We start from the raw sequence: 18274 nt of genomic DNA, 5'->3' as shown, positions 1-18274 counted from the left end.
GTTGTTCGCAGCGGTCACGCCAACGGACCCCGGACGGCCCGGCAAATGGTCCTTGATCCGCTCCCACTGGTCGTCGCGCAAAGCATGTCGATGCATCGGTCAGCCTCTCCAAAGCTGACTGCCTATGCATCGAAGAACCGGGGCTGCTGGAATCGGGAAGCCGCTTGTTGATCAACGATTCCGCCGCACTGTTGCAGCCCAGACTCACTCGGCTGGCTCCAATTGACGACACGCCCTAGCTATTGGCCGGGTCTATAGCATCTCCGATGAGCGTACATTGAAGGCTTCCTGAACAGAGAGGGCTGTTCCTGCGCCTGATCAGAACCGCGCCTGCATCTTGTATGCGCATTCAGAATGTGCATAATAATGCTGCACACGTGGAATCAAACAGTGAACCAGATCAGGCGTCAGGACGACAGTCCCAAGCGCGCGACGAACGTCTCTCTGGCCGAAGCCTTGGTCACGGAGGCGCGGGAACTTGGCGTGAATGTCTCGCGAGCCTGTGAGGAAGGTCTGGAAAATGCGGTCCGCCGTGAGCGAGCCAGGCGTTGGCAGGAAGAAAACGCCGAAGGTTTCCATTCATGGAATGCGTATGTCGAACAACATGGCCTGCCATTGGCGGAATTCCGGAAGTTCTAGACGATGGCCCGCTATGACCTGTTTGCGTTGCCAAACGGCCAAGGTTATGTCGTTGATATACAGTCTGATCATGCGTCGGCCAAACTGCGAACTCGTGTCGTCGTTCCACTCATTCCATTGAACGCCCTGGGCAAGTTGATCACGGATCTCAATCCGGTGGTCCGCATCGACGGCCAGAATTATGTCTTCGTCGCCCAGTCGCTGGCAACCCTGACCACATCCGAGATGGGGGAACGCATCGGCTCGCTGATGGCCGATCACGGAGATCGCTTTACTTATGCGCTGGACATCCTGCTGACGGGGTTCTGAATCCGTGGAGCCGCATCAGCACGATTTCAGGCAGAACAAGTGGCTCCTGAGACACCGTCGAAGGCGCGGTCACCGTCACCCCGCCAGCCAGATTGGCTCCTTCACCCGCTTCAGAAAAGCCTCATGCGCCGCCAGTTCCTCCGCCGTCGGCTCGACCGGCCGCGGCGTGCGCGGGCCGGTGTGGACATAGACGCTGACGGGGCCGCGCGTGTCCTGCGCCGCCAGCGACAGGCCGCGCTGGCGGCCGCCGGTCAGCTCGACATACACCTCGCCCAGCAGGCGGCAGTCGAGCAGCGCATTGTGCGTGGTGCGCGCCGACAGATCGATGGAGAAACGGCGGCACAGCGCGTCCAGGCTGTTCGGCATCCCGGGAAAGCGGGTCTTCGCCAGCGCCAGGGTGTCGACCATCCGCTCGCGCCCCAGCGGCGGGTAGCCGGCGCGGCCAAGTTCCATGTCGAGGAAGCCGAAGTCGAACGGCGCATTGTGCGCGATCATCCGGCCGTCGCCCAGGAACGCCAGCAGCTCAGCCGCGATGTCGGCGAACAGCGGCTTGCCCGCCAGATCCGCGGCGGTGAAGCCGTGGACACGGGAGGCCTCGGGCGGAATGTCGCGCTGCGGGTCAATCAGCGCATGGAAATGCCGGCCGGTCGGCAGGTCGTTGATCAGTTCCAGCGCGGCGATTTCGATGACCCGGTCGCCGTTCAGCGGATCGAGTCCGGTGGTCTCGGTATCGAACAGGATCGACCGCTGAGCGTGGCCGGCGATCGATCCCGGCAGTTCGGTCATGGTGCGCGTCCCCGGCTGGTCATGGCCGGGAAGCCTACGCCGCTGCCCCGATTCGGCGCGAGGCCTATACACCGCCCCAGACGTCCCGCGCGACCTCGACGCAGCGGGCGAGCTTGGCCCATTGCTGGTCCTCGGTCAGGGTGTTGCCTTCCTCGGTCGAGGCGAAGCCGCATTGCGGCGACAGGGCAAGCTGTTCCAGCGGCAGGTATTTCGCCGCGGCATCGATCCGCCGCTTCAGCGCGTCGGCGCTTTCCAGGTCCCCGGTCTTGCTGGTGACCAGCCCGAGCACGACGACCTTCGGCCCGCGCGGCACGAAGCGCAGCGGCTCGAACCCGCCGGCGCGCTCGGTATCGTATTCCATGAAATAAGCATCGGCGTTGATTTGGTTGAACAGCACCTCGGCCACCGGCTCGTAGCCGCCCTTGGCCACCCAGGTGGAGCGGAAATTGCCCCGGCAGAGATGCATCGAGATCGTCATCCCCGGCGGCCTGGCGACGATTGCCTGGTTCAGCATCCGGGCGTAGATGTCCAGCAGGCCCTCGACGTGCTCGCCGCGCGCCTTCAGCATGGCGATCTGGTCGGGATCGCACAGGTAGGCGATGTTGACCTCGTCAAGCTGCAGATAGCGGCAGCCGGCCTCGCCGAACGCGGCCACCGCCTTGCTGTAGGCGACGCCGAGATCGTCGAAGAAGCCGTCGAGGGTCGGGTAGGCCGCCTTGTCGATCGCGTCGCGGCCGCCGCGGAAATGCACCACCGACGGCGACGGGATGGTCTGCTTCGGCACCGCTGTGCGCACGTGGCTGGCGAGGAAGCGGTAATGGTCGATCATCACCGGCTTCGACCAGCCGATGCGGCCGTTGACCCGCAGCTTGTGGGTCAGCGGAACGCCGCCCTGGAACTGGATTTTTTCCTCGGGCTCGTAGATCTCCACGCCATCGAGGCCCGAAACGAAATCATAATGCCAGTAGGCGCGGCGGTATTCGCCGTCGGTGGCGGCGCGCAGGCCGATGCTTTCCTGCTGCGCGACCGCCGCGGCAATGCAACGATCCTCCACCGCGCGCAGAGCATCGAGCGGCAGGGTGCCGGCCTTCCACTGCGCGCGGGCTTCCTGCAGGTCCTTCGGGCGCAACAGGCTGCCGACGTGGTCCGCGCGGAACGGCGGCGTGGTGCGTGGCGTGGTCATGGTCGATCCTCCCGTTGGCGGTGGCAGCCACGTGGCTGACGCACCGGTTCGTTGTCCGGCAGACTACATCGGTCCGGACGAAATCAGTAGTGGCCCGGAAGGGCGATCAGCGCCGGTTCCGGCCCCACGGATGCTAGGATCGCAACGACGGAAACGATGACTGCCCACGTCATGCGGCGCCTCGCGCAGGTGATCCGCGGCAGTCGATCATCGGCACGATCGTGGACTGTCCCCCATGTGCGGGACACGAAATCAGGCACACACCCTCGCGTCGTCCGGTGGCACGCGCTGCCGCCTGTTACGCCAGCGTCTCCAGCAGACCGGCCAGCAGCGCCGCCCGCGGCGCCAGCTGCGGCCACAGGATGTGCTCGTGGCTGGCATGCGCGCCGCCGCCGGGGCAGCCCAGGCCGTCCAGCGTCGGAACCCCCAGCGCGGCGGCGAAATTGCCATCCGACCCGCCGCCGCGGTGCTGTTTCGGCAGCGCCACGCCGATGTCCCGCGCAATCGCCTGGGCGTGCTCGTACAGCGCGGCGATCGCCCGGGATTCGGCATAGGGCGGCCGGTTCATGCCGCCGGAGACGGTCACCCGGCAGCCGGGGGTCCGCGCGCCCAGGCCCAGCAGCCTCGCCGCCATCACCGCGCCGTCTTCCTGCGAGTTCACCCGCAGGTCGATCTCGCACCCGGCCTCCGGCGCGATCACGTTCGGCCGCGTCCCGCCCCAGATCGGCGCCGCGTTCAGCGTGATGCCGCGGTCGAGGTCCACCATGCCGTGCAGCGCCAGGATCTGGTGCGACAGTTCCACCACAGCCGAGGCGCCGTCCGCGAACGCGCCGCCGGCATGCGCGCCGCGGCCCTCGACCCGCAGCACGAAGCGGCCGACGCCCTTGCGCGCGGTGACGCAGGCGCCGCCGGCGCCGGCCGGTTCCGGGATCAGCACCGCCGTCGCCTGCGCCGCCTCGCGCTCGACCAGCCAGCGGCTGGTGGGGCTGCCGACCTCCTCGTCGGGCGTCAGCAGCAGGACGATGGGGCAGGGGGTGGCGACGCCCTGAAGCAGGATCGCGCGCACCGCGTGGAAGGCCAGGAAACTGCCGGCCTTCATGTCGTAGATGCCGGGGCCGTGCGCCTTCGTCCCGTTGACCGCGAACGGCATCGCGTCCAGGGTGCCGTGCGACCAGACCGTGTCGAGGTGCCCGGCGACCACCACCGGCTTGCCGTCACCGCCGGTGCGGGCGACCAGGCTGTCGCCGTAGCCGTCGCGCCCGGGGACGCGGGTGATCGCTGCCCCGGCACGGGCGAGGTCCGCCTCCGCGATATCCATCAGCCGGTTCACCGCAGCGCCGTCGGTTGTCGGCGTCTCCAGCTTCACCCAGGCCGACAGTTCCGCCAGCAGGTCTTCCGAGGTTCCAACCTGGGTGAGGGGCACGCGTTCAATCCCTTGTGCTCTTGCTTCACGAAACGGCCCGGCCGCCAGGATGCGGCTTGATCGGATGTTTGCGCGACAGCATGAAAAGCAAGGGCGTCGGAGGTGCCCAGCATGACCACCGGGCTGTTTTTCGAGGACCTCTACGTCGGTCAGACCGCCTGCCTGTCGAAGACCATCACCGAGGCCGACATCCTGCTCTATGCCGCCGTCAGCATGGACACCAACCCGATCCACCTGGACGAGGCGGCGGCGCGGCAATCCTGTTTCGGCGGCCGAATCGTCCACGGCATGCTCTCGGCCGGGCTGATCTCCGCCGTGCTGGGCAGCCGGTTGCCCGGGCCGGGCTGCGTCTATGCCCGCCAGTCGCTGCATTTCCGCGCCCCGGTGCGCATCGGCAGCACGGTGCGCGCGGTCGTCGAAATCACGGATTTGAATCCGCTGTCGAAAAAGGCCACTTTGAAAACCACCTGCATGGTGAAGGAGGAAGTGGTGATCGACGGTCAGGCCTGTGTCCTGGTGCCTTCGCGCGCCTGATGCGGATTTTGCATGATTGGCGGGCGATCCCGCCGGACGCGCGCGGCGCCACGGTCGCGCTGGGCAACTTCGATGGCGTCCACCTGGGCCATCACAGCGTCATCCGGGCGGCGCACGCCGCGCGGCCCGATTTGCCGCTGGCGGCGCTGACGTTCGAGCCGCACCCGCGGGAGGTCTTCCGCCCGGACGACCCGCCGTTCCGGCTGACCCTGTCGGCCGAGCGCGCCGACGCGCTCGCCGGCCTGGGCGTCGATATCCTGTACGAGCTGCCGTTCGACCGCGAATTCAGCATGATGAGCGCCGAGGATTTCGTCGCCCGGGTGCTGCACCAGGGCATCGGCGCGCGGCACCTGACCTGCGGCCAGGACTTCGCCTTCGGCCACCGCCGCGGCGGCGACACCGGCTTCCTGGCGCGCCGGGCCGAGGCGCTGGGCATGGGCCTGACGCTGGTCCCGCCGGTGACCGACGGCGAGGGCCCGCTGTCCTCCACCCGCATCCGCCGCGTGCTGCAGGACGGCTACCCCGAGCGCGCCACTGCCGAACTCGGGCGCCCGTGGACGATCCGCGGCCTGGTGGTACACGGCGACAAGCGCGGCCGGACCATCGGGTTCCCGACCGCCAACGTGCCGCTCGGCCGGCACCTGGAGCCGGCGCGCGGCGTCTATGCGGTGCGGGCGCGCCTGGCGGACGGGACGTGCCACAAGGGCGTGGCGAATATCGGGCGGCGGCCGACCGTCAGCGCCGAACCGGAAAGCCGCCTGGAAGTTCATGTGTTCGACTATGACGGCGACCTGTACGGGCAGGAGATCACCGTCGCCCTGCTGTCCTATATCCGGGCGGAGGTACGGTTCTCCGGCCTCGACGCGCTGAAGGCCCAGATCGCCACGGACGCGGCGGAGGCGCGGCGGCTGCTGGGGTAAGGGCAGGCGGGGGCCTGCATAGCCCGGGCGACGCAGGTAGCGCCCGAGGCGGCGCCCATTCGGGCGGCATGAAGGAGGACGCCATGGCCACGCTGATCCGTCCTGACGGGGAACTCCATTACGAAGTCTATGGCGAGGGGTTCCCGGTCCTGCTGTTCGCGCCCGGCGGCCTGCGCTCGCGCATCGCGATGTGGCCGTCGCCCGTGGACGGGCCGCCGCGTCCCTGGGTGGACTGGACGCAGGCGCTGCCGCAGGCCGGCTTCACCGCGATCGCCATGGACCAGCGCAACGCCGGGGATTCCCGCGCCGCGATCCGGGCGGATCACGGCTGGCACACCTACGCCGAGGATCACCTGGCGCTGATGGACCATCTCGGGTTCCATCGGTTCCACGTCCTGGGCGGCTGCATCGGCGGCAGCTTCTGCCTGAAGGCGATCGAGGCCGCGCCGCGCCGCGTCACCGCCGCGGTGCTGCAGAATCCCATCGGCCTGAACCCCGCTCACCCGGACTACTTCCCCAACAGCCACGCGGACTGGAGCCGGGAACAGCTGGCCGCGCGGCCGGAGCTGGATGCGGCGGCGCTGGCCGCGTTCGGGCGCGCCATGTGGGACCACGACTTCGTTTTCAGCGTCGACCGCGCTTTCGTCCGCAACTGCCCGGTGCCGACGATGCTGCTGCCGGGCACGGATATCCCGCATCCCGCGGTCATCAGCGCCGAACTCGCGGCGCTGCTGTCGGGGGTGGAGGTGGTGACCGACTGGCGCGGGCCGGAATGCCTGGAACAGCAGGAGCAACGGGTGGTGGCGTTCCTGAAGGGGAGCACGCCGCTGTAGGGTCCGATCCGCACGGGGCATGCCGCTGGCCCGCTGGGCCCCGACGGCCGCTCTGGTTCTTGTCCTTGTCGCCCCTGGCGGCCAGCGAACCCGGTCCGGGTGTTCGCGTTTGGGGTGGGCTGCATAAAGATGGAGGAAAGGCAAATGAAGATCTCCTGGTCGAAGATCGGGACCGCGGCGGCGTTGTTGACGGCGCTGGCCTGGGCGCCTGCTGCCGTGGCGGCGCAGGGGCCGGCCCAGGGCAAGACCTCGGGCCCGGCCGCTGGCACGCCGACAATCCCGAACACGGCGGCGCAGAAGCACATGTCATCGCAAGCGGACGTGGGAGCGGGCGCGCCCGGGGTCTCGGCCAAGCGGGACACCGAAAGCGGCCCGGCGCCGAGGCCGCCGTCGGGGCGGAAGTCCGCCTCGCATCAGTAGCAGGCGTGCCTGGCGCTCGACTGTCATGGCACGTTCGGGAGAGTCCCGCTGGGCTGTCGCCGGCGTTGGAGGTTGGTGGGAGCGGCTTGGGCATGGCCGCGGACTGATCGGGCGCGGGTGGGTCCCCCGGCGGCGGCAGAGTGGTTGATGGCGTATTTCTGTTCGCACAGAGAAGAAGTCGAGGGCGGTGGAGGGCCACAGGGGATCAGGGGGATATTGCGCGGCCTGGTAAGGGTGTTGCCGCCGTAAGGATCATCGGGCCGGCCATGCAGCGATGCCTGTTCGGCTGGCGCCGGTCGTCTCCCCATCGTCATGGCCGGGGGTGTCTCTATGCGTATCAGGACAAGATGGCGGCCGGAGAAGGATTTGCCGCCGGGGCCGTTCTCTCACCGTCATGGCCGGGCGTGTCCCGGCCATCCACCCGCAACCGTCGAAGCGCAGATGGCCGGGACTGCCGCCCGGCCATGACGGTGAGGGGGAAGACCTTGCTCCGCCAGATCACCTATTCTGATACGCATGGGGATACGCCAGGTCGTGACGGTGACGCAACGGCCTCTCGCCCATTTTCCGCCATCGCGGTGCCGGTGTCGCCGGCCGGCGAACTCTGTGATTGCATTTCCAGACGATCCGCCCGCATGTCCGTTGCCAGTGACGCTCAATCGACGGAAGCGCAGGCAGCGCCCGTCGTTGCCAGCAGACTGTACGCCGGCCGGTTGCCTCGTCGCCAAACAATGCTTTTATTCAACAAAACGACTGCACCACACGTGTAATGACAGATTGGCCGTTCCTGTCACGCCCCGGCGTCTATCCATTTCAATACTTAGAAGTTCCGGAATCCGACTCTGCGCGCTCTGCGCTCCGCTCTGCGCTCTCTGCGTCGAAAAATGCGGTGCCGCAGCAAGCGCCGGCGGTGCCGGCAAGCCGCCCAACCCGAAACGCCCCGGCCCCGGCGATCCAACGCAGAGTTCGCAAAGCGGCGCGCAGAGCACGCAGAGACTCCGCAAGTATCCTGCCATCCCAGGTTGCATCCGCCGCCGTCGCCCATCCCTCCCGCGCGGCGTGGCGAACTGCGTTCATTTTCGCTCCATCGGCGACCAATCATCAAAAAAAACGCTAAGCTTCCACCCAACCGGCATCATGCACGTGCAACCGGCCTCACCCCGGTTCGCACCAAAGACAACAGGAGGCAAACGCCGTGTCCATCGGAAGCTACGCCGCCCGGGACCCCGACCGGGCGGCCATTATCGACAGCAGCACTGGCGAGACCGTCACCTACCGGCAGCTCGACGAGCGCTCCAACCGGTTCGCCCAGTATCTCCACGCGGCCGGACTGCGCCGTGGCGACACGGTGGCGCTGTTCATGGAGAACAACCTGCGGTTCCTGGAGATCGTCTGGGCCGCCCGCCGATCGGGCCTGTACCTCACGGCGGTGAACCGCTACCTGACCGCGGACGAGGCCGCCTATATCGTCGCGGACTGCGACGCCCAGGTGCTGGTCAGCTCGTTCGCCCGTGCCGACGTGGCCGCTTCCTTGCCCGCCCGGTTGCCGCAGTGCCGTCATTTCCTGATGACCGACGGCACGATCGACGGCTGGACCAGCTACGAGGCCGCGACAGCCGCCCATCCGCCCCGCCCGCTGGACGAGCAATGGCTGGGGGACCTGATGCTGTACAGCTCCGGCACCACCGGTCGGCCGAAGGGCGTACGGCGTCCGCTGCAGCCGGTGAAGTTCGACCAGGACGATGCGCTGATGCAGTTCGTCCGCGGCTACGGCTTCAATGAGGCAACCGTCTATCTGTCTCCCGCGCCGCTGTACCACGCCGCGCCGCTGATCTTCAGCATCGGCGTCCACGGCACCGGCGGCACCATCGTGATGATGCCCCGCTTCGATCCCGAGACCGTGCTGGCGCTGATCGAGCAATACAAGGTGACGCACAGCCAGTTCGTCCCCACAATGTTCGTGCGCATGCTGAAACTGCCCGAGGACGTCCGCCACCGCTACGACCTGTCCAGCCACCGCGTGGCGATCCACGCCGCGGCGCCCTGCCCGGTGGAGGTGAAGCGCGCCATGATCGACTGGTGGGGGCCCATCATCCACGAATACTACGGCGGCACCGAAGGCAACGGCATGACGCGCATCGAGTCCGCCGAATGGCTGGCGCATCCCGGCTCGGTCGGCCGGCCGATCATCGGCGTGCTGCACATCTGCGACGAGGAGGGACGGGACCTGCCGGCGGGCGAACCGGGGATTGTCTATTTTGAGCGCGAGACGATGCCGTTTTCCTACTACAAGGATCCCGAGCGCACGCGCGCCTCGCAGCATCCGTTGCATCCGAACTGGTCCACCCTGGGCGATGTCGGCTATGTGGACGCGGACGGCTACCTGTACCTGACCGACCGCAAGGCGTTCATGATCATTTCTGGCGGCGTCAACATCTATCCGCGCGAGATCGAGGATCGGCTGGTCGGGCATCCGGCGGTGCGCGACGTGGCGGTGTTCGGCCTGCCCGATCCCGACATGGGCGAGCAGGTCAAGGCGGTGGTGGAACTGATGGATGGCCGGGCCGCGTCGCATGCGCTGGAGGAAGAACTCATTGCCTATGCGCGGTCGCACCTGGCGCACTACAAGGTGCCGAAAACGGTGGATTTCACCGACGCCCTGCCACGGCTGCCGACCGGCAAGCTGTACAAGCAGGGGCTGCGGCGGGAGTATCTGGCGCGGATGAACCCACCGGCCGTGAGCACTACCGGAGCGAGGTAACGTTACCGCTTCGCATCCTCCCCACCGGCCGCCGATCGGCTGTTTCCCGGGCCGGGCGCGGCCGGAATCTTTTGCAGTCCGCGCCTCCATCGTTCCCGATGATGGACTGGACGCGGAAAGTTCAACTTGCGCACCGTGGCACGGCCGGTATCCGGCGCTATAGTCGGCACAACATAAAGCAAGTGCGCGGCGGCGACGGCGCGGTCGATGTCCTCGGCGTCGCCTTCCGCGACCTGGGCGAGGATTTCGCCGGTGGCGGGGTTGTGCGTCGCGAAGTTCTTGCCGGATGCGGCTTCCAGCCACTTGCCGCCAATCAGCATGCGCTTCGTCCTGCCATCCAGGAACGGATGGGCCGAGGTCATGACGTTCACCAGGCCTGTCTCCTTCCTTTTTGGTCCGCGCGGTCGTGGCGGCGGACGGATGGAACCCACGCCGACGATCGATCCGGGCGACCCGTTTCCCCCTCGGGCAATATTCCTGTACATATATAGCGACTCGACCACCGGGAGTCCATCCGCGCCTGCCGGCCCGGGCAACGGCGCGGAATCCGCATGGAAGGTCGGCATCACGACAGGACTTGTCGGATTCCCGCCGATGCCATCGTGACAATCTTCGCATGACAGCCGGAACGACGTAAGATACATTTCGTCACACTCGGCATGGCACTTGCAAGTACCGATTCGCTGCAACAACCTGACGGAACCCCCACCTGTGAGACTTTCCCGCGTCTTCGGACGGACCTTGCTCATTCTGCTGGCTGTCGCCGGCGCTGCCGTCCCGGCGTCGGCGGCGGAGCCCATGACAATGAGCATGAGCGGCCACGGCTTGATACCGGCCGGTGTCTATGGTGCCGGAATGGTCGGCGCCGGCGACTTCATGCTGAACTACACGCCGATGTTCATGCACATGGAGGACGCCTATATCGGCACGACCGTCGTTTCACCACAGACCATCGTGACGACGGTGCCATCGAAGATGAAGACCACCATCGGCGGCCGGTCTACCACCGAAATGTATCGCATCGCGCCGCAGACCATGGACGTGCAGGCGCAGATGCTGCACGGCATGGTCGGCGTGACTAACTGGCTGAACCTGATGGTCATGGTGTCCTACCTGAACAAGAGCATGACCATGACGACCTTCGCCGGTGCGTCCGGCACCACCGTCCTGGGCAACACCGGGAACAGCACCAGCGGATTCGGCGACACCAACGTCATGGCGCTGGTGCGCCTGTACCAGGACGGGATCAACCACGTTCATCTCAACCTGGGTCTCAGCCTGCCGACGGGCAGCACGACGGAAACCCTGACCATGCTCAGCCCGATGAATCGTTACATGACGATGCGGGCCAACTACGGTATGCAGCTTGGCACCGGCACGGTCGACCTGCTGCCCGGCCTGACCTATACCGGCCACGTGGGACCGTGGTCCTGGGGCGCCATCTGGCGCAGCAGGGCCGCGCTCGATTCCAATTCCGAAGGCTACAACTGGGGCACTCTGGAGGAGCTGTCCGCCTGGGGCGGCTATACCTGGATCCCCGGCATCACCACCACGGCCCGCGTCCTGGGCGGGTGGCGGGACTACATCCACGGGGCCGATCCCAAGATCTTCGGCCTGATGCCGGGATCGAACCCGCGCTTCTATGGCGGCAAGTGGATCGGCCTGCTCGGCGGCATCGAAATCGCCGGCCACTATCTCGGGCTTGGCCACACGGCGCTCGCGGTCGAGGCGGGCGGGCCGGTGTACCAGAACCTGAACGGGCCCCAGCTTGGCCAGGCGTGGCAGGTGAACGTCGCGCTCGGCGTCAAGTTCTGATTGCCGCAGGAAGAACGCCGTGCCCGGAACGCCTCCGGGCGCGGCTACATGCTTTACAACGCCGCGGTCACCGCCTTGACCTCGGTGTAGTTGTGGAACACTTCCTCGCCCATCTCGCGTCCCCAGCCTGACTGCTTGTAGCCGCCGAACGGCAGCGAGGCGTCGAACACGTTGTGGCAGTTGATCCAGACGGTGCCGGAACGGATGCGCCGCGCCAGCTTGTGGGCGACGCTGCCGTTGCGCGTCCAGACGCTGGCTGCGAGGCCATAGATCGTGTCGTTAGCCTGCTTCGCGATCGCCTCCAGGTCGTCGTCGCCGAACGGCTGCGCGCACAGCACCGGGCCGAAGATCTCCTCCTGCACCACCCGCATGTCGGGCGTGGTCCTGTCCATCACTGTCGGCGCAACGAAGTAGCCCAGGTTGCCGACACGGTTGCCGCCGACGGCGATGTGCGCCCCGGACTGGCGGCCGTTCTCGATATAGCCGGTTACTCTGGCGAACTGTTCCTCCGACACCAGCGGGTCCATTTCGGTGGCGGGATCGAGGCCGGGGCCGACCTTGATCTTGCCGGCGATGTCGGCGATGCCGGAAACGACACGGTCATAGACGGATTTGTGCGCGAACAGCCGCGATCCGGCGCAGCAGGCCTGGCTGTGATTGAAGAAAATCCCGTTCGCCGCGCCGGGAATGGCGATGTCCAGATCGGCGTCGGCCAGGATGACCGCCGGCGACTTGCCGCCCAGTTCCAGCGACACTTTCTTCAGGTTGCCGGAAGCGGCCTGGACGATCAGCTTGCCGACCTCGGTCGATCCGGTGAAGGCGACCTTGTCCACGTCCGGATGGGCCGCGATCGCCGCGCCGGCGGTTTCGCCGAAGCCGGTCAGGATGTTGACCACGCCCGGCGGGAAGCCGGCCTCCTGGAAAAGCTCGGCCAGGCGCAGCGCGGTCATCGGCGTCTGCTCCGCCGCCTTCAGCACTACCGTGCAGCCCGCCGCCAGGGCCGGCGCCAGCTTCCAGGCCGCCATCAGCAGCGGGAAGTTCCACGGAATGATCTGCCCCACGACGCCCACCGGCTCGCGCAGCGTATAGGAGCAGCGTATAGGACAGGTACTCGCCCGGCAGCGACAGCGGCAGGGTCGTGCCGGTGATCTTGGTGGCCCACCCCGCCATGTAGCGGAACATGTCCACCGCCAGCGGCAGGTCGGCCACGCGCGCGACGGAATAGGGCTTGCCGTTGTCGATCGATTCAAGTTCCGCCAGTTCCTCCAGGTCGCGCTCGATCAGATCGGCCATTTTCCACAGCATCCTGCCGCGGCCCGAGGGTCCGAACTTCGCCCAGGCGCCGCCGTCGAAGGCGCGCCGGGCGGCGGCGACGGCAAGGTCGACGTCGGCCTTGTCCGCCTCCGAAACGTTCCCGATCAGTGTTGCGTTCGCGGGATCATAGACCGGAAAGGTCTTGCCGGAGACCGCCTGCACCAGCTTGCCGTCGATCAGCCTGCCGGCCGTGCGGCCAAGAAACGCCGAGGCATGACGCAGCCTGGGATCCAGTGCAATGGTGTCCATGTCGTCTGTTCCTCCTGGTAACCCCCGCGCGAGGTGCTTTTCGCTTGGCAGGCGCGGGTTGTTGAGCCACTATCGCTGTAGCCAGTGATATATTACGCGTTGGCGCCGGCCTTGGCGAATCGCTATGTCCATCAGGGATGAACGGGAATGAGCGGACCAGGACTGCCGATCATGATGAAAGCCGCCGCGCCGGTGCTGCCGCGTCCGCTGGACCTGCGCGGCGTGCCGCCCCGGCTGATCCGGCGGGAGGTCGCGCCGCGGCGCACGAAAATCTGGGAATTCAGCACCAACCTGCACTGCTCGATCATCGGCACCTGCCTGTCCACGGCCGAATTGCGCCAGGTGCTGCGCAAGCTCGGCCCTGGCACGGAAGGCCGCAGCGACCACGACCTGCACGCAACGGCAGTGGCAATGGCGGCCCACCGCGACGATGCGGCGCGGCAGTTGAACAAGGTGCTGGATCATCGTCACAAGCTTGCGATCAGCCAGTTCAGCAAGGCCAGTACCGAGGAAGCCGTCCGCGCCCTGTGGCGGGAGGCGGTGCGGCGCGGCGACATCCCCGGCGCCTACTGGGCGGCGCTGACCCATCCACTGGCGACCCAGCCGCTGGTGCGGGAGGTGTTCGGCGAGGTGCACATGCTCTCGCACCTCGTCGGCGCGGCGAACCGCGCGGACATCCGGCGGCTGTGCCTGCTGGAGACGGAAAAGGCCGCGCTGGAGGACAAGCTGCAGCGCCAGCAGCAGGCGCTGCACCAGGCGGTGGTCAGCCGCGACGCGCAGATCCGCGACCTGCGCCAGGCGCTGACGCAGCACATCGTGCAGGGCGCGGCCGAGGGCCGGGCAGCCGACGGCGACGCGCTGCGCGGCCTCGTCGGCGACCTGGAGAGGCGGCTGTCAGCGGACTCCCGCCGCCGCGCCGCGGTCGAGGAACGCCTGGCCGCCGCGCAGGCCGCCCTGGCGCAGGAGCACGCCGTGCGCCTCGCCGCCGAGGCCGAGCGTGACGCGATGCGGCGGGAACTCGCTGCCGTCGAGACCGCGCTGGCGCCGGTGGCGGAAAGCGGCGGCGCGCGGCCGGAGACGTGCCTGGAGGGCGTCCGGCTGCTGTACGTCGGCGGGCGCCCGAACCAGATGGCGCCGATGCGGGACGCGGCCGAGCGGCTGGGCGTGGCGTTCCTGCACCATGACGGCGGTGTGGAAAACCACACCGGCCTGCTGCCCGGCTTGGTCAGCCAGTCCGACGTCGTTCTGTTCCCGGTCGATTGCATCAGCCACGAGGCCATGCAGGCGGTCAAGTCGCTGTGCCGCCAGGGCGGCAAGCGCTACATTCCGTTGCGCTCCGCCAGCATCACCTCGTTGCTGGCGGCCATGCACGCGGCGGACCTGCGCCAGCCGCCGGTGCTGGCGGCCTGACCGGGCGCTGCCCCATACGCATCAGGATGAGCGGACTGGCGGAGCAAGGGCTTCTCCCTCACCGTCATGGCCGGGCGTGTCCCGGCCATCCACCCCCCGCCGTTGAAGCGCAGATGGCCGGGACACGCCCGGCCATGACGGTGAGAGAACGGCCGCGGCGCCAAATCCTTCTCCGCCTGCCGCCTTATCCGGATGTGTATGGGGCGCTGCCCGGCGTCCCGGGCCCTATCGGCCAATCAGGCAACGCAACCACTGCCGCCGGCGCCTATACGCGCAGACCGGCATCGATTGGGAATCACTCGAGCCAATTTGAGCCGTTCCTGACCACCGTGGAGCCGAACCTCCGGGCGGCGCAGGTATTCATCCAGGTGTCCGGCCAGGAAACCGGTTTCCTGGACAACCTCCCGCGCGGCCCGCCGTCTCCCCGGCCTGGAATGGAAGCCAACCGCATGCCCACAATCGGCCTCTGCATGATCGTCCGCAACGAGGCGCACGTCATCGAGAATTGCCTCAACAGCATGCGCCCCGTCATTGACTTCGTGCTCATTGAGGACACCGGCTCGACCGACGGCACCCAGGACATCGTGCGGCGGTGGCTCGCGGCCAACAACCTGCCCGGCCTGGTCTTCGAGCAGCCCTGGCAGGATTTCGCCACCAACCGAACGAGCGCGCTGGAGCGGCTGCGCCAGGTCGCCGCCATCGATTATGCGTTCGTGATGGATGCGGACGACCTGCTGATCCTGCCGGAGGGCTTCGACGCCGCGGCGTTCCGGCAATCGCTGGCGCTAGACCACTACTTCGTCAGCATCCGCTCGGGCGACCACAGCTACTGGCGGATCCAGCTCGTCAGCAACCGCAAGCCGTATCGTTACCGCGGCGTGCTGCATGAGTTCATCGAGTCACCCGCCGGCAGCAGCCAGGGAACCGTTCCCGGTATCGCCATCAGGCATGGCATCCACGGCGCCCGCAGCCGCAATCCGAACAAGTACCGCGACGACGCCCTGGTCTTCGAGCAGGCGCTGCGGACCGAAACGGATCCGTTCCTGGTTTCGCGCTATACGTTCTATCTCGGCCAAAGCTGGCGCGACGCCGGCCGGCCGGAGCGCGCGCTCGATGCCTACCTGAAGCGCGCGGAGCTTGGTTTCTGGACGGAGGAAATCTTCGTCAGCCTGCTCAACGCCGCCAGGCTGATGGAGACGCTCGGCCACCCCGCGGACGACATTCTCGCCACCTACCAACGAGCGCATGACGCCTCGCCCCGGCGCGCCGAGGCGTTGCACGGCGCGGCCCGCTATTGCCGGGTGCATGGCCTGAACGAGCGGGGCTACCGCTTCGTTTCGCCGCATGATCCGGCCAACCTGGCAACGGCGGACGGTCTGTTCATCGAGAACGGCATCTACGACCACGCCCTGCTCGACGAGCATGCAGTCAACACCTACTGGTCCGGGCGCTACCAGGAGTCGCTGGCACTGTGCTGCAAGCTGCTGGGCAGCGACAAACTGCCGGCGGACCAGCGCGGGCGCGTGGCGGCGAACGCGCGGTTCGCGCTGGACAAGCTTCCGGTTCCGGACGGCCATGCCGACATCAGGCTGTTCCCGAACGGCGACGGCGTGCCGCCGGTCCCGCTCGCGGCCCCGCCGGTGATCAGCCCGCGCGCCGCCGGCGGACGGGTGAGCATCATCACGCCGACTGGCAACCGCGCGGGGTTCCTGCGGGCGGTGCGGGAAGTCGTCCTGAGCCAGACATATCCCGACCTGGAGTGGCTCATCCTGGACGACGGGGCGGAGCCGATTGGCGGCGAGGCCGGGTTTTCCGCCCCGGGCATCCACTACCAGCACACCGATGCGCGGCTCTCCATCGGCGAGAAGCGCAATCGGCTGATCGAGCGCGCGACAGGCGAATTCATCGTCCAGTTCGATGACGACGACTACTACGCGCCCGGCTACGTGCGCACCATGATAGAAACGCTAAAACAACGAAAAGCCGATCTGATCAATCTGCGTGGATGGTTTCTGTATGACCTGCGCTGGGATTTTTTCGGCTACTGGGACCTGGAGCACCGCATCGGCCCGCATTACCGTTGCGATGCCGACGGCGTGGCGCTGACCGTGTTCGACGCGCGCATGACCGCCACGCTGGCCGTCAATCACCTCGGTTACGGCTTCTCCTACGCGTTCCGCCGCAAGGTCTGGGACGCGGTGAAGTTCCCTGACGTCAACTGGAGCGAGGACTACCTGTTCAGCAAGGCGGCCGCCGAGCGGTTCCGCATCGACGGCGTGCGCGACCGCGCCGGCCTGTGCCTGCACTACCTGCATCCCGCCAGCACCTCGCGGTGTTTCCCGCAGTACCAGCTGCCGCCTTTCCTGGCCAGCCGGATGTTCCCGAAGAGCCGTCCGCATGAACCAGACAATCCGGATCCGGCGCCGCCTGCTGCTCGGCGCGAGCTTGTGCCTGACGATGCCGGGTAGGTCCGCCCGGCCGGCTTCCGTTACGCTTGCAACTTGTCCGCTCGACCTGCGCGGCGACTGGCACGGGCCGGCGGACAGCGCCGCCGGGGTGATCGCGCGCGTGCGGCAGGTCGGGCTTGCCGGCCTCACGTTGCGCTCGCCTGCGCAGCCCGACGGGATCATCGTGCAGAACAAGCACGGCGGCTATCCTTCGATCTGGCTGCACGAGCAGCCCGCCGGCGAGGCCTGGATCATGCTCAACATGACCGCCCCCGGCGCGTGGTGCCAGCTGGCCTACCAGCTGTCCCATGAGCTCGGCCATTGCCTGGCCAACAGCTGGAAGGTTACGGCGGCGCCGAAACCGCCCTCGCAATGGCTGGAAGAATCCCTCGCCGAGGCTTTCGCGCTGCGCACGCTGGGTCTGCTCGCCGAAAGCTGGCAGGCCGACCCGGTCTTTGCCGGACAGGCCGGCTATGCCAACGCCATCCGGGACTACCGGCAGGCGATCGTCAGCCGCTACAGGCAGGACGCCCGCAGCGCTGGCGCCACCGACCTGCTGCGCTGGTTCGACAAAGAACGCGGCACGTTCATCCACGTCACCGGGCTGGACGGCATCGCCCAGGGCGTCGTTCCGTCGATCCTTGGCCTGATTGAGCCGGAGCCGGTGCTGATCGAAGAGTATCAGGGGATGAATCTCTGGCCGGAGCGGACGGCGCTGCCGGTTCGCGAGTACCTGGGCCGCTGGCGCGAGAGTTGCCGCGCCATCGGCATGCCCGGGCGGTTGCCGCTGGTGATCGCCGATCTGCTGGGCCTGCCGGAACGGACGGCGCTGTGATCGGGCACGGCCGGAGGTGACGGATCCCCGGAGGCATCACCGTCAACGGCATGACACGCGTCGCTCGGGAGGGACCGGGGTCACGCATGCCGGCGGCCACGCCCATCGACGGTTCGCCGTTCGGCGAGGTCGCCGGTATTACTGGGTCGCGTTCGGCTGGAGATAGGCGGAGGAGGCGTTGACGTCATCCAGACGCCTGTCCAGGGCGATCCACGCCTGGGCATCGGCTTCGGTGGCGAACCCAAGCATGGTGTGGCGTGCGCCGTCGCTTCCTGACACCGCTATGTTGAAGCCGGACCCATCTTCTGCGGGGAGAATGATGTACTGTGCCATAACGCTATGATGGAGAGCGCAGGTCAGGATTGCATCAGCGACAGACCCTGTTGCCGAAAAATT

General features: G+C 67.4%; 17 protein-coding genes and 2 pseudogenes. 11 read left to right on the top strand and 8 right to left on the bottom strand.

Annotation, left to right across the window (positions count from 1 at the left end):
* Positions 1-96, bottom strand: a pseudogene (locus CCS01_RS35605) (IS5/IS1182 family transposase); the annotation flags it as partial.
* Between the two features lie 294 nt (positions 97-390).
* Here CCS01_RS35605 and CCS01_RS32025 point away from each other — a divergent pair.
* A complete protein-coding gene (locus CCS01_RS32025) occupies positions 391-639 on the top strand; it encodes a type II toxin-antitoxin system CcdA family antitoxin (protein WP_239992478.1) in 249 nt (82 codons plus the stop codon).
* Positions 640-642: 3 nt separating this feature from the next.
* Positions 643-948: a CcdB family protein gene (locus CCS01_RS32020; RefSeq protein WP_104523297.1), complete on the top strand. Its 306-nt coding sequence runs from the start codon at positions 643-645 to the stop codon at positions 946-948.
* A gap of 75 nt (positions 949-1023) precedes the next feature.
* On the opposite strand, the gene dnaQ is transcribed toward CCS01_RS32020, so the two are convergent.
* The 3 genes from dnaQ to CCS01_RS32005 form a co-directional block, all read right to left on the bottom strand.
* Complete coding sequence (dnaQ, locus tag CCS01_RS32015; protein ID WP_104523295.1) at positions 1024-1734, bottom strand: DNA polymerase III subunit epsilon; 711 nt, start codon at positions 1732-1734, stop codon at positions 1024-1026.
* A gap of 64 nt (positions 1735-1798) precedes the next feature.
* Positions 1799-2917, bottom strand: coding sequence for a 5-methyltetrahydropteroyltriglutamate--homocysteine S-methyltransferase (locus CCS01_RS32010; protein ID WP_104523293.1), 1119 nt, complete (start codon positions 2915-2917; stop codon positions 1799-1801).
* Positions 2918-3215: 298 nt separating this feature from the next.
* Positions 3216-4340 carry a M20 family metallopeptidase gene (locus CCS01_RS32005; RefSeq protein WP_104523291.1) on the bottom strand — a complete coding sequence of 375 codons (1125 nt, stop codon included), beginning with the start codon at positions 4338-4340 and terminating at the stop codon, positions 3216-3218.
* Between the two features lie 111 nt (positions 4341-4451).
* Between CCS01_RS32005 and CCS01_RS32000 the strand changes: the two genes are divergently transcribed.
* From CCS01_RS32000 to CCS01_RS31980, 5 genes are all read left to right on the top strand, one after another.
* Positions 4452-4874: a MaoC family dehydratase gene (locus CCS01_RS32000; RefSeq protein ID WP_104523289.1), complete on the top strand. Its 423-nt coding sequence runs from the start codon at positions 4452-4454 to the stop codon at positions 4872-4874.
* Positions 4871-5794 carry a bifunctional riboflavin kinase/FAD synthetase gene (locus tag CCS01_RS31995; protein ID WP_408887523.1) on the top strand — a complete coding sequence of 308 codons (924 nt, stop codon included), beginning with the start codon at positions 4871-4873 and terminating at the stop codon, positions 5792-5794. Before CCS01_RS32000 ends, CCS01_RS31995 begins: the two co-directional genes overlap by 4 nt.
* Before the next feature lie 83 nt (positions 5795-5877).
* A complete protein-coding gene (locus CCS01_RS31990; RefSeq protein WP_158258725.1) occupies positions 5878-6627 on the top strand; it encodes an alpha/beta fold hydrolase in 750 nt (249 codons plus the stop codon).
* A gap of 144 nt (positions 6628-6771) precedes the next feature.
* The gene (locus tag CCS01_RS31985; protein ID WP_104523283.1) at positions 6772-7047 is read left to right on the top strand and encodes a hypothetical protein; all 276 of its coding nucleotides are present in this window, start codon (positions 6772-6774) and stop codon (positions 7045-7047) included.
* A 1195-nt stretch (positions 7048-8242) separates the two neighbouring features.
* Entirely contained in the window at positions 8243-9808 is a 1566-nt protein-coding gene (locus CCS01_RS31980) for an acyl-CoA synthetase (protein ID WP_104523281.1), read from the top strand.
* 2 nt (positions 9809-9810) lie between these two features.
* Here CCS01_RS31980 and CCS01_RS34245 read toward each other — a convergent pair whose 3' ends face one another.
* Positions 9811-10128 (bottom strand): aldehyde dehydrogenase family protein, encoded by a 318-nt coding sequence (locus tag CCS01_RS34245; protein ID WP_239992477.1) that lies wholly within the window; start codon positions 10126-10128, stop codon positions 9811-9813.
* Positions 10129-10618: 490 nt separating this feature from the next.
* On the opposite strand from CCS01_RS34245, the gene CCS01_RS31970 reads away from it, so the two are divergent.
* Positions 10619-11623: an alpha-amylase gene (locus CCS01_RS31970; protein ID WP_104523279.1), complete on the top strand. Its 1005-nt coding sequence runs from the start codon at positions 10619-10621 to the stop codon at positions 11621-11623.
* A 53-nt stretch (positions 11624-11676) separates the two neighbouring features.
* On the opposite strand, the gene CCS01_RS31965 is transcribed toward CCS01_RS31970, so the two are convergent.
* Both CCS01_RS31965 and CCS01_RS35845 read right to left on the bottom strand, forming a co-directional pair.
* Positions 11677-12684 carry an aldehyde dehydrogenase family protein gene (locus CCS01_RS31965; protein ID WP_275112992.1) on the bottom strand — a complete coding sequence of 336 codons (1008 nt, stop codon included), beginning with the start codon at positions 12682-12684 and terminating at the stop codon, positions 11677-11679.
* Positions 12685-12796: 112 nt separating this feature from the next.
* Positions 12797-13186 (bottom strand): annotated as a pseudogene (locus tag CCS01_RS35845) (aldehyde dehydrogenase family protein); the annotation flags it as partial.
* 147 nt (positions 13187-13333) lie between these two features.
* On the opposite strand from CCS01_RS35845, the gene CCS01_RS31960 reads away from it, so the two are divergent.
* The 3 genes from CCS01_RS31960 to CCS01_RS31945 all read left to right on the top strand — a co-directional run bounded on the left by CCS01_RS31960 (position 13334) and on the right by CCS01_RS31945 (position 17878).
* Positions 13334-14596: a DUF2325 domain-containing protein gene (locus tag CCS01_RS31960; protein ID WP_104523277.1), complete on the top strand. Its 1263-nt coding sequence runs from the start codon at positions 13334-13336 to the stop codon at positions 14594-14596.
* Positions 14597-15045: 449 nt separating this feature from the next.
* Positions 15046-17064 (top strand): glycosyltransferase family 2 protein, encoded by a 2019-nt coding sequence (locus tag CCS01_RS34880; protein WP_204848498.1) that lies wholly within the window; start codon positions 15046-15048, stop codon positions 17062-17064.
* Positions 16994-17878, top strand: a complete 885-nt coding sequence (locus CCS01_RS31945) for a hypothetical protein (RefSeq protein WP_104523275.1) — start codon at positions 16994-16996, stop codon at positions 17876-17878. Before CCS01_RS34880 ends, CCS01_RS31945 begins: the two co-directional genes overlap by 71 nt.
* A gap of 138 nt (positions 17879-18016) precedes the next feature.
* Here the strand turns inward: CCS01_RS31945 and CCS01_RS31940 are convergent, their stop codons facing one another.
* Complete coding sequence (locus CCS01_RS31940) at positions 18017-18211, bottom strand: hypothetical protein (RefSeq protein WP_104523273.1); 195 nt, start codon at positions 18209-18211, stop codon at positions 18017-18019.
* Positions 18212-18274 lie beyond the last annotated feature (63 nt).

The sequence above is a fragment of the Rhodopila globiformis genome (assembly GCF_002937115.1).
Taxonomy (GTDB): domain Bacteria; phylum Pseudomonadota; class Alphaproteobacteria; order Acetobacterales; family Acetobacteraceae; genus Rhodopila; species Rhodopila globiformis.
The sequence above is the reverse complement of the archived record's forward strand: the minus strand, read 5'-3'. Positions and strand labels throughout refer to the sequence as shown.

Excerpts from the sequence above, each read along its gene's own strand:
- CCS01_RS32010 (WP_104523293.1), bottom strand. The coding sequence starts at position 2,917 with ATGACCACGCCACGCACCACGCCGCCGTTCCGCGCGGACCACGTCGGC.
- CCS01_RS34880 (WP_204848498.1), top strand. The coding sequence starts at position 15,046 with ATGCCCACAATCGGCCTCTGCATGATCGTCCGCAACGAGGCGCACGTC.
- CCS01_RS31945 (WP_104523275.1), top strand. The coding sequence starts at position 16,994 with ATGAACCAGACAATCCGGATCCGGCGCCGCCTGCTGCTCGGCGCGAGC.
- CCS01_RS32000 (WP_104523289.1), top strand. The coding sequence starts at position 4,452 with ATGACCACCGGGCTGTTTTTCGAGGACCTCTACGTCGGTCAGACCGCC.
- CCS01_RS31990 (WP_158258725.1), top strand. The coding sequence starts at position 5,878 with ATGGCCACGCTGATCCGTCCTGACGGGGAACTCCATTACGAAGTCTAT.
- CCS01_RS31940 (WP_104523273.1), bottom strand. The coding sequence starts at position 18,211 with ATGGCACAGTACATCATTCTCCCCGCAGAAGATGGGTCCGGCTTCAAC.
- CCS01_RS32020 (WP_104523297.1), top strand. The coding sequence starts at position 643 with ATGGCCCGCTATGACCTGTTTGCGTTGCCAAACGGCCAAGGTTATGTC.
- CCS01_RS31960 (WP_104523277.1), top strand. The coding sequence starts at position 13,334 with ATGAGCGGACCAGGACTGCCGATCATGATGAAAGCCGCCGCGCCGGTG.
- CCS01_RS31985 (WP_104523283.1), top strand. The coding sequence starts at position 6,772 with ATGAAGATCTCCTGGTCGAAGATCGGGACCGCGGCGGCGTTGTTGACG.
- CCS01_RS31970 (WP_104523279.1), top strand. The coding sequence starts at position 10,619 with ATGAGCGGCCACGGCTTGATACCGGCCGGTGTCTATGGTGCCGGAATG.
- dnaQ (WP_104523295.1), bottom strand. The coding sequence starts at position 1,734 with ATGACCGAACTGCCGGGATCGATCGCCGGCCACGCTCAGCGGTCGATC.
- CCS01_RS34245 (WP_239992477.1), bottom strand. The coding sequence starts at position 10,128 with ATGCTGATTGGCGGCAAGTGGCTGGAAGCCGCATCCGGCAAGAACTTC.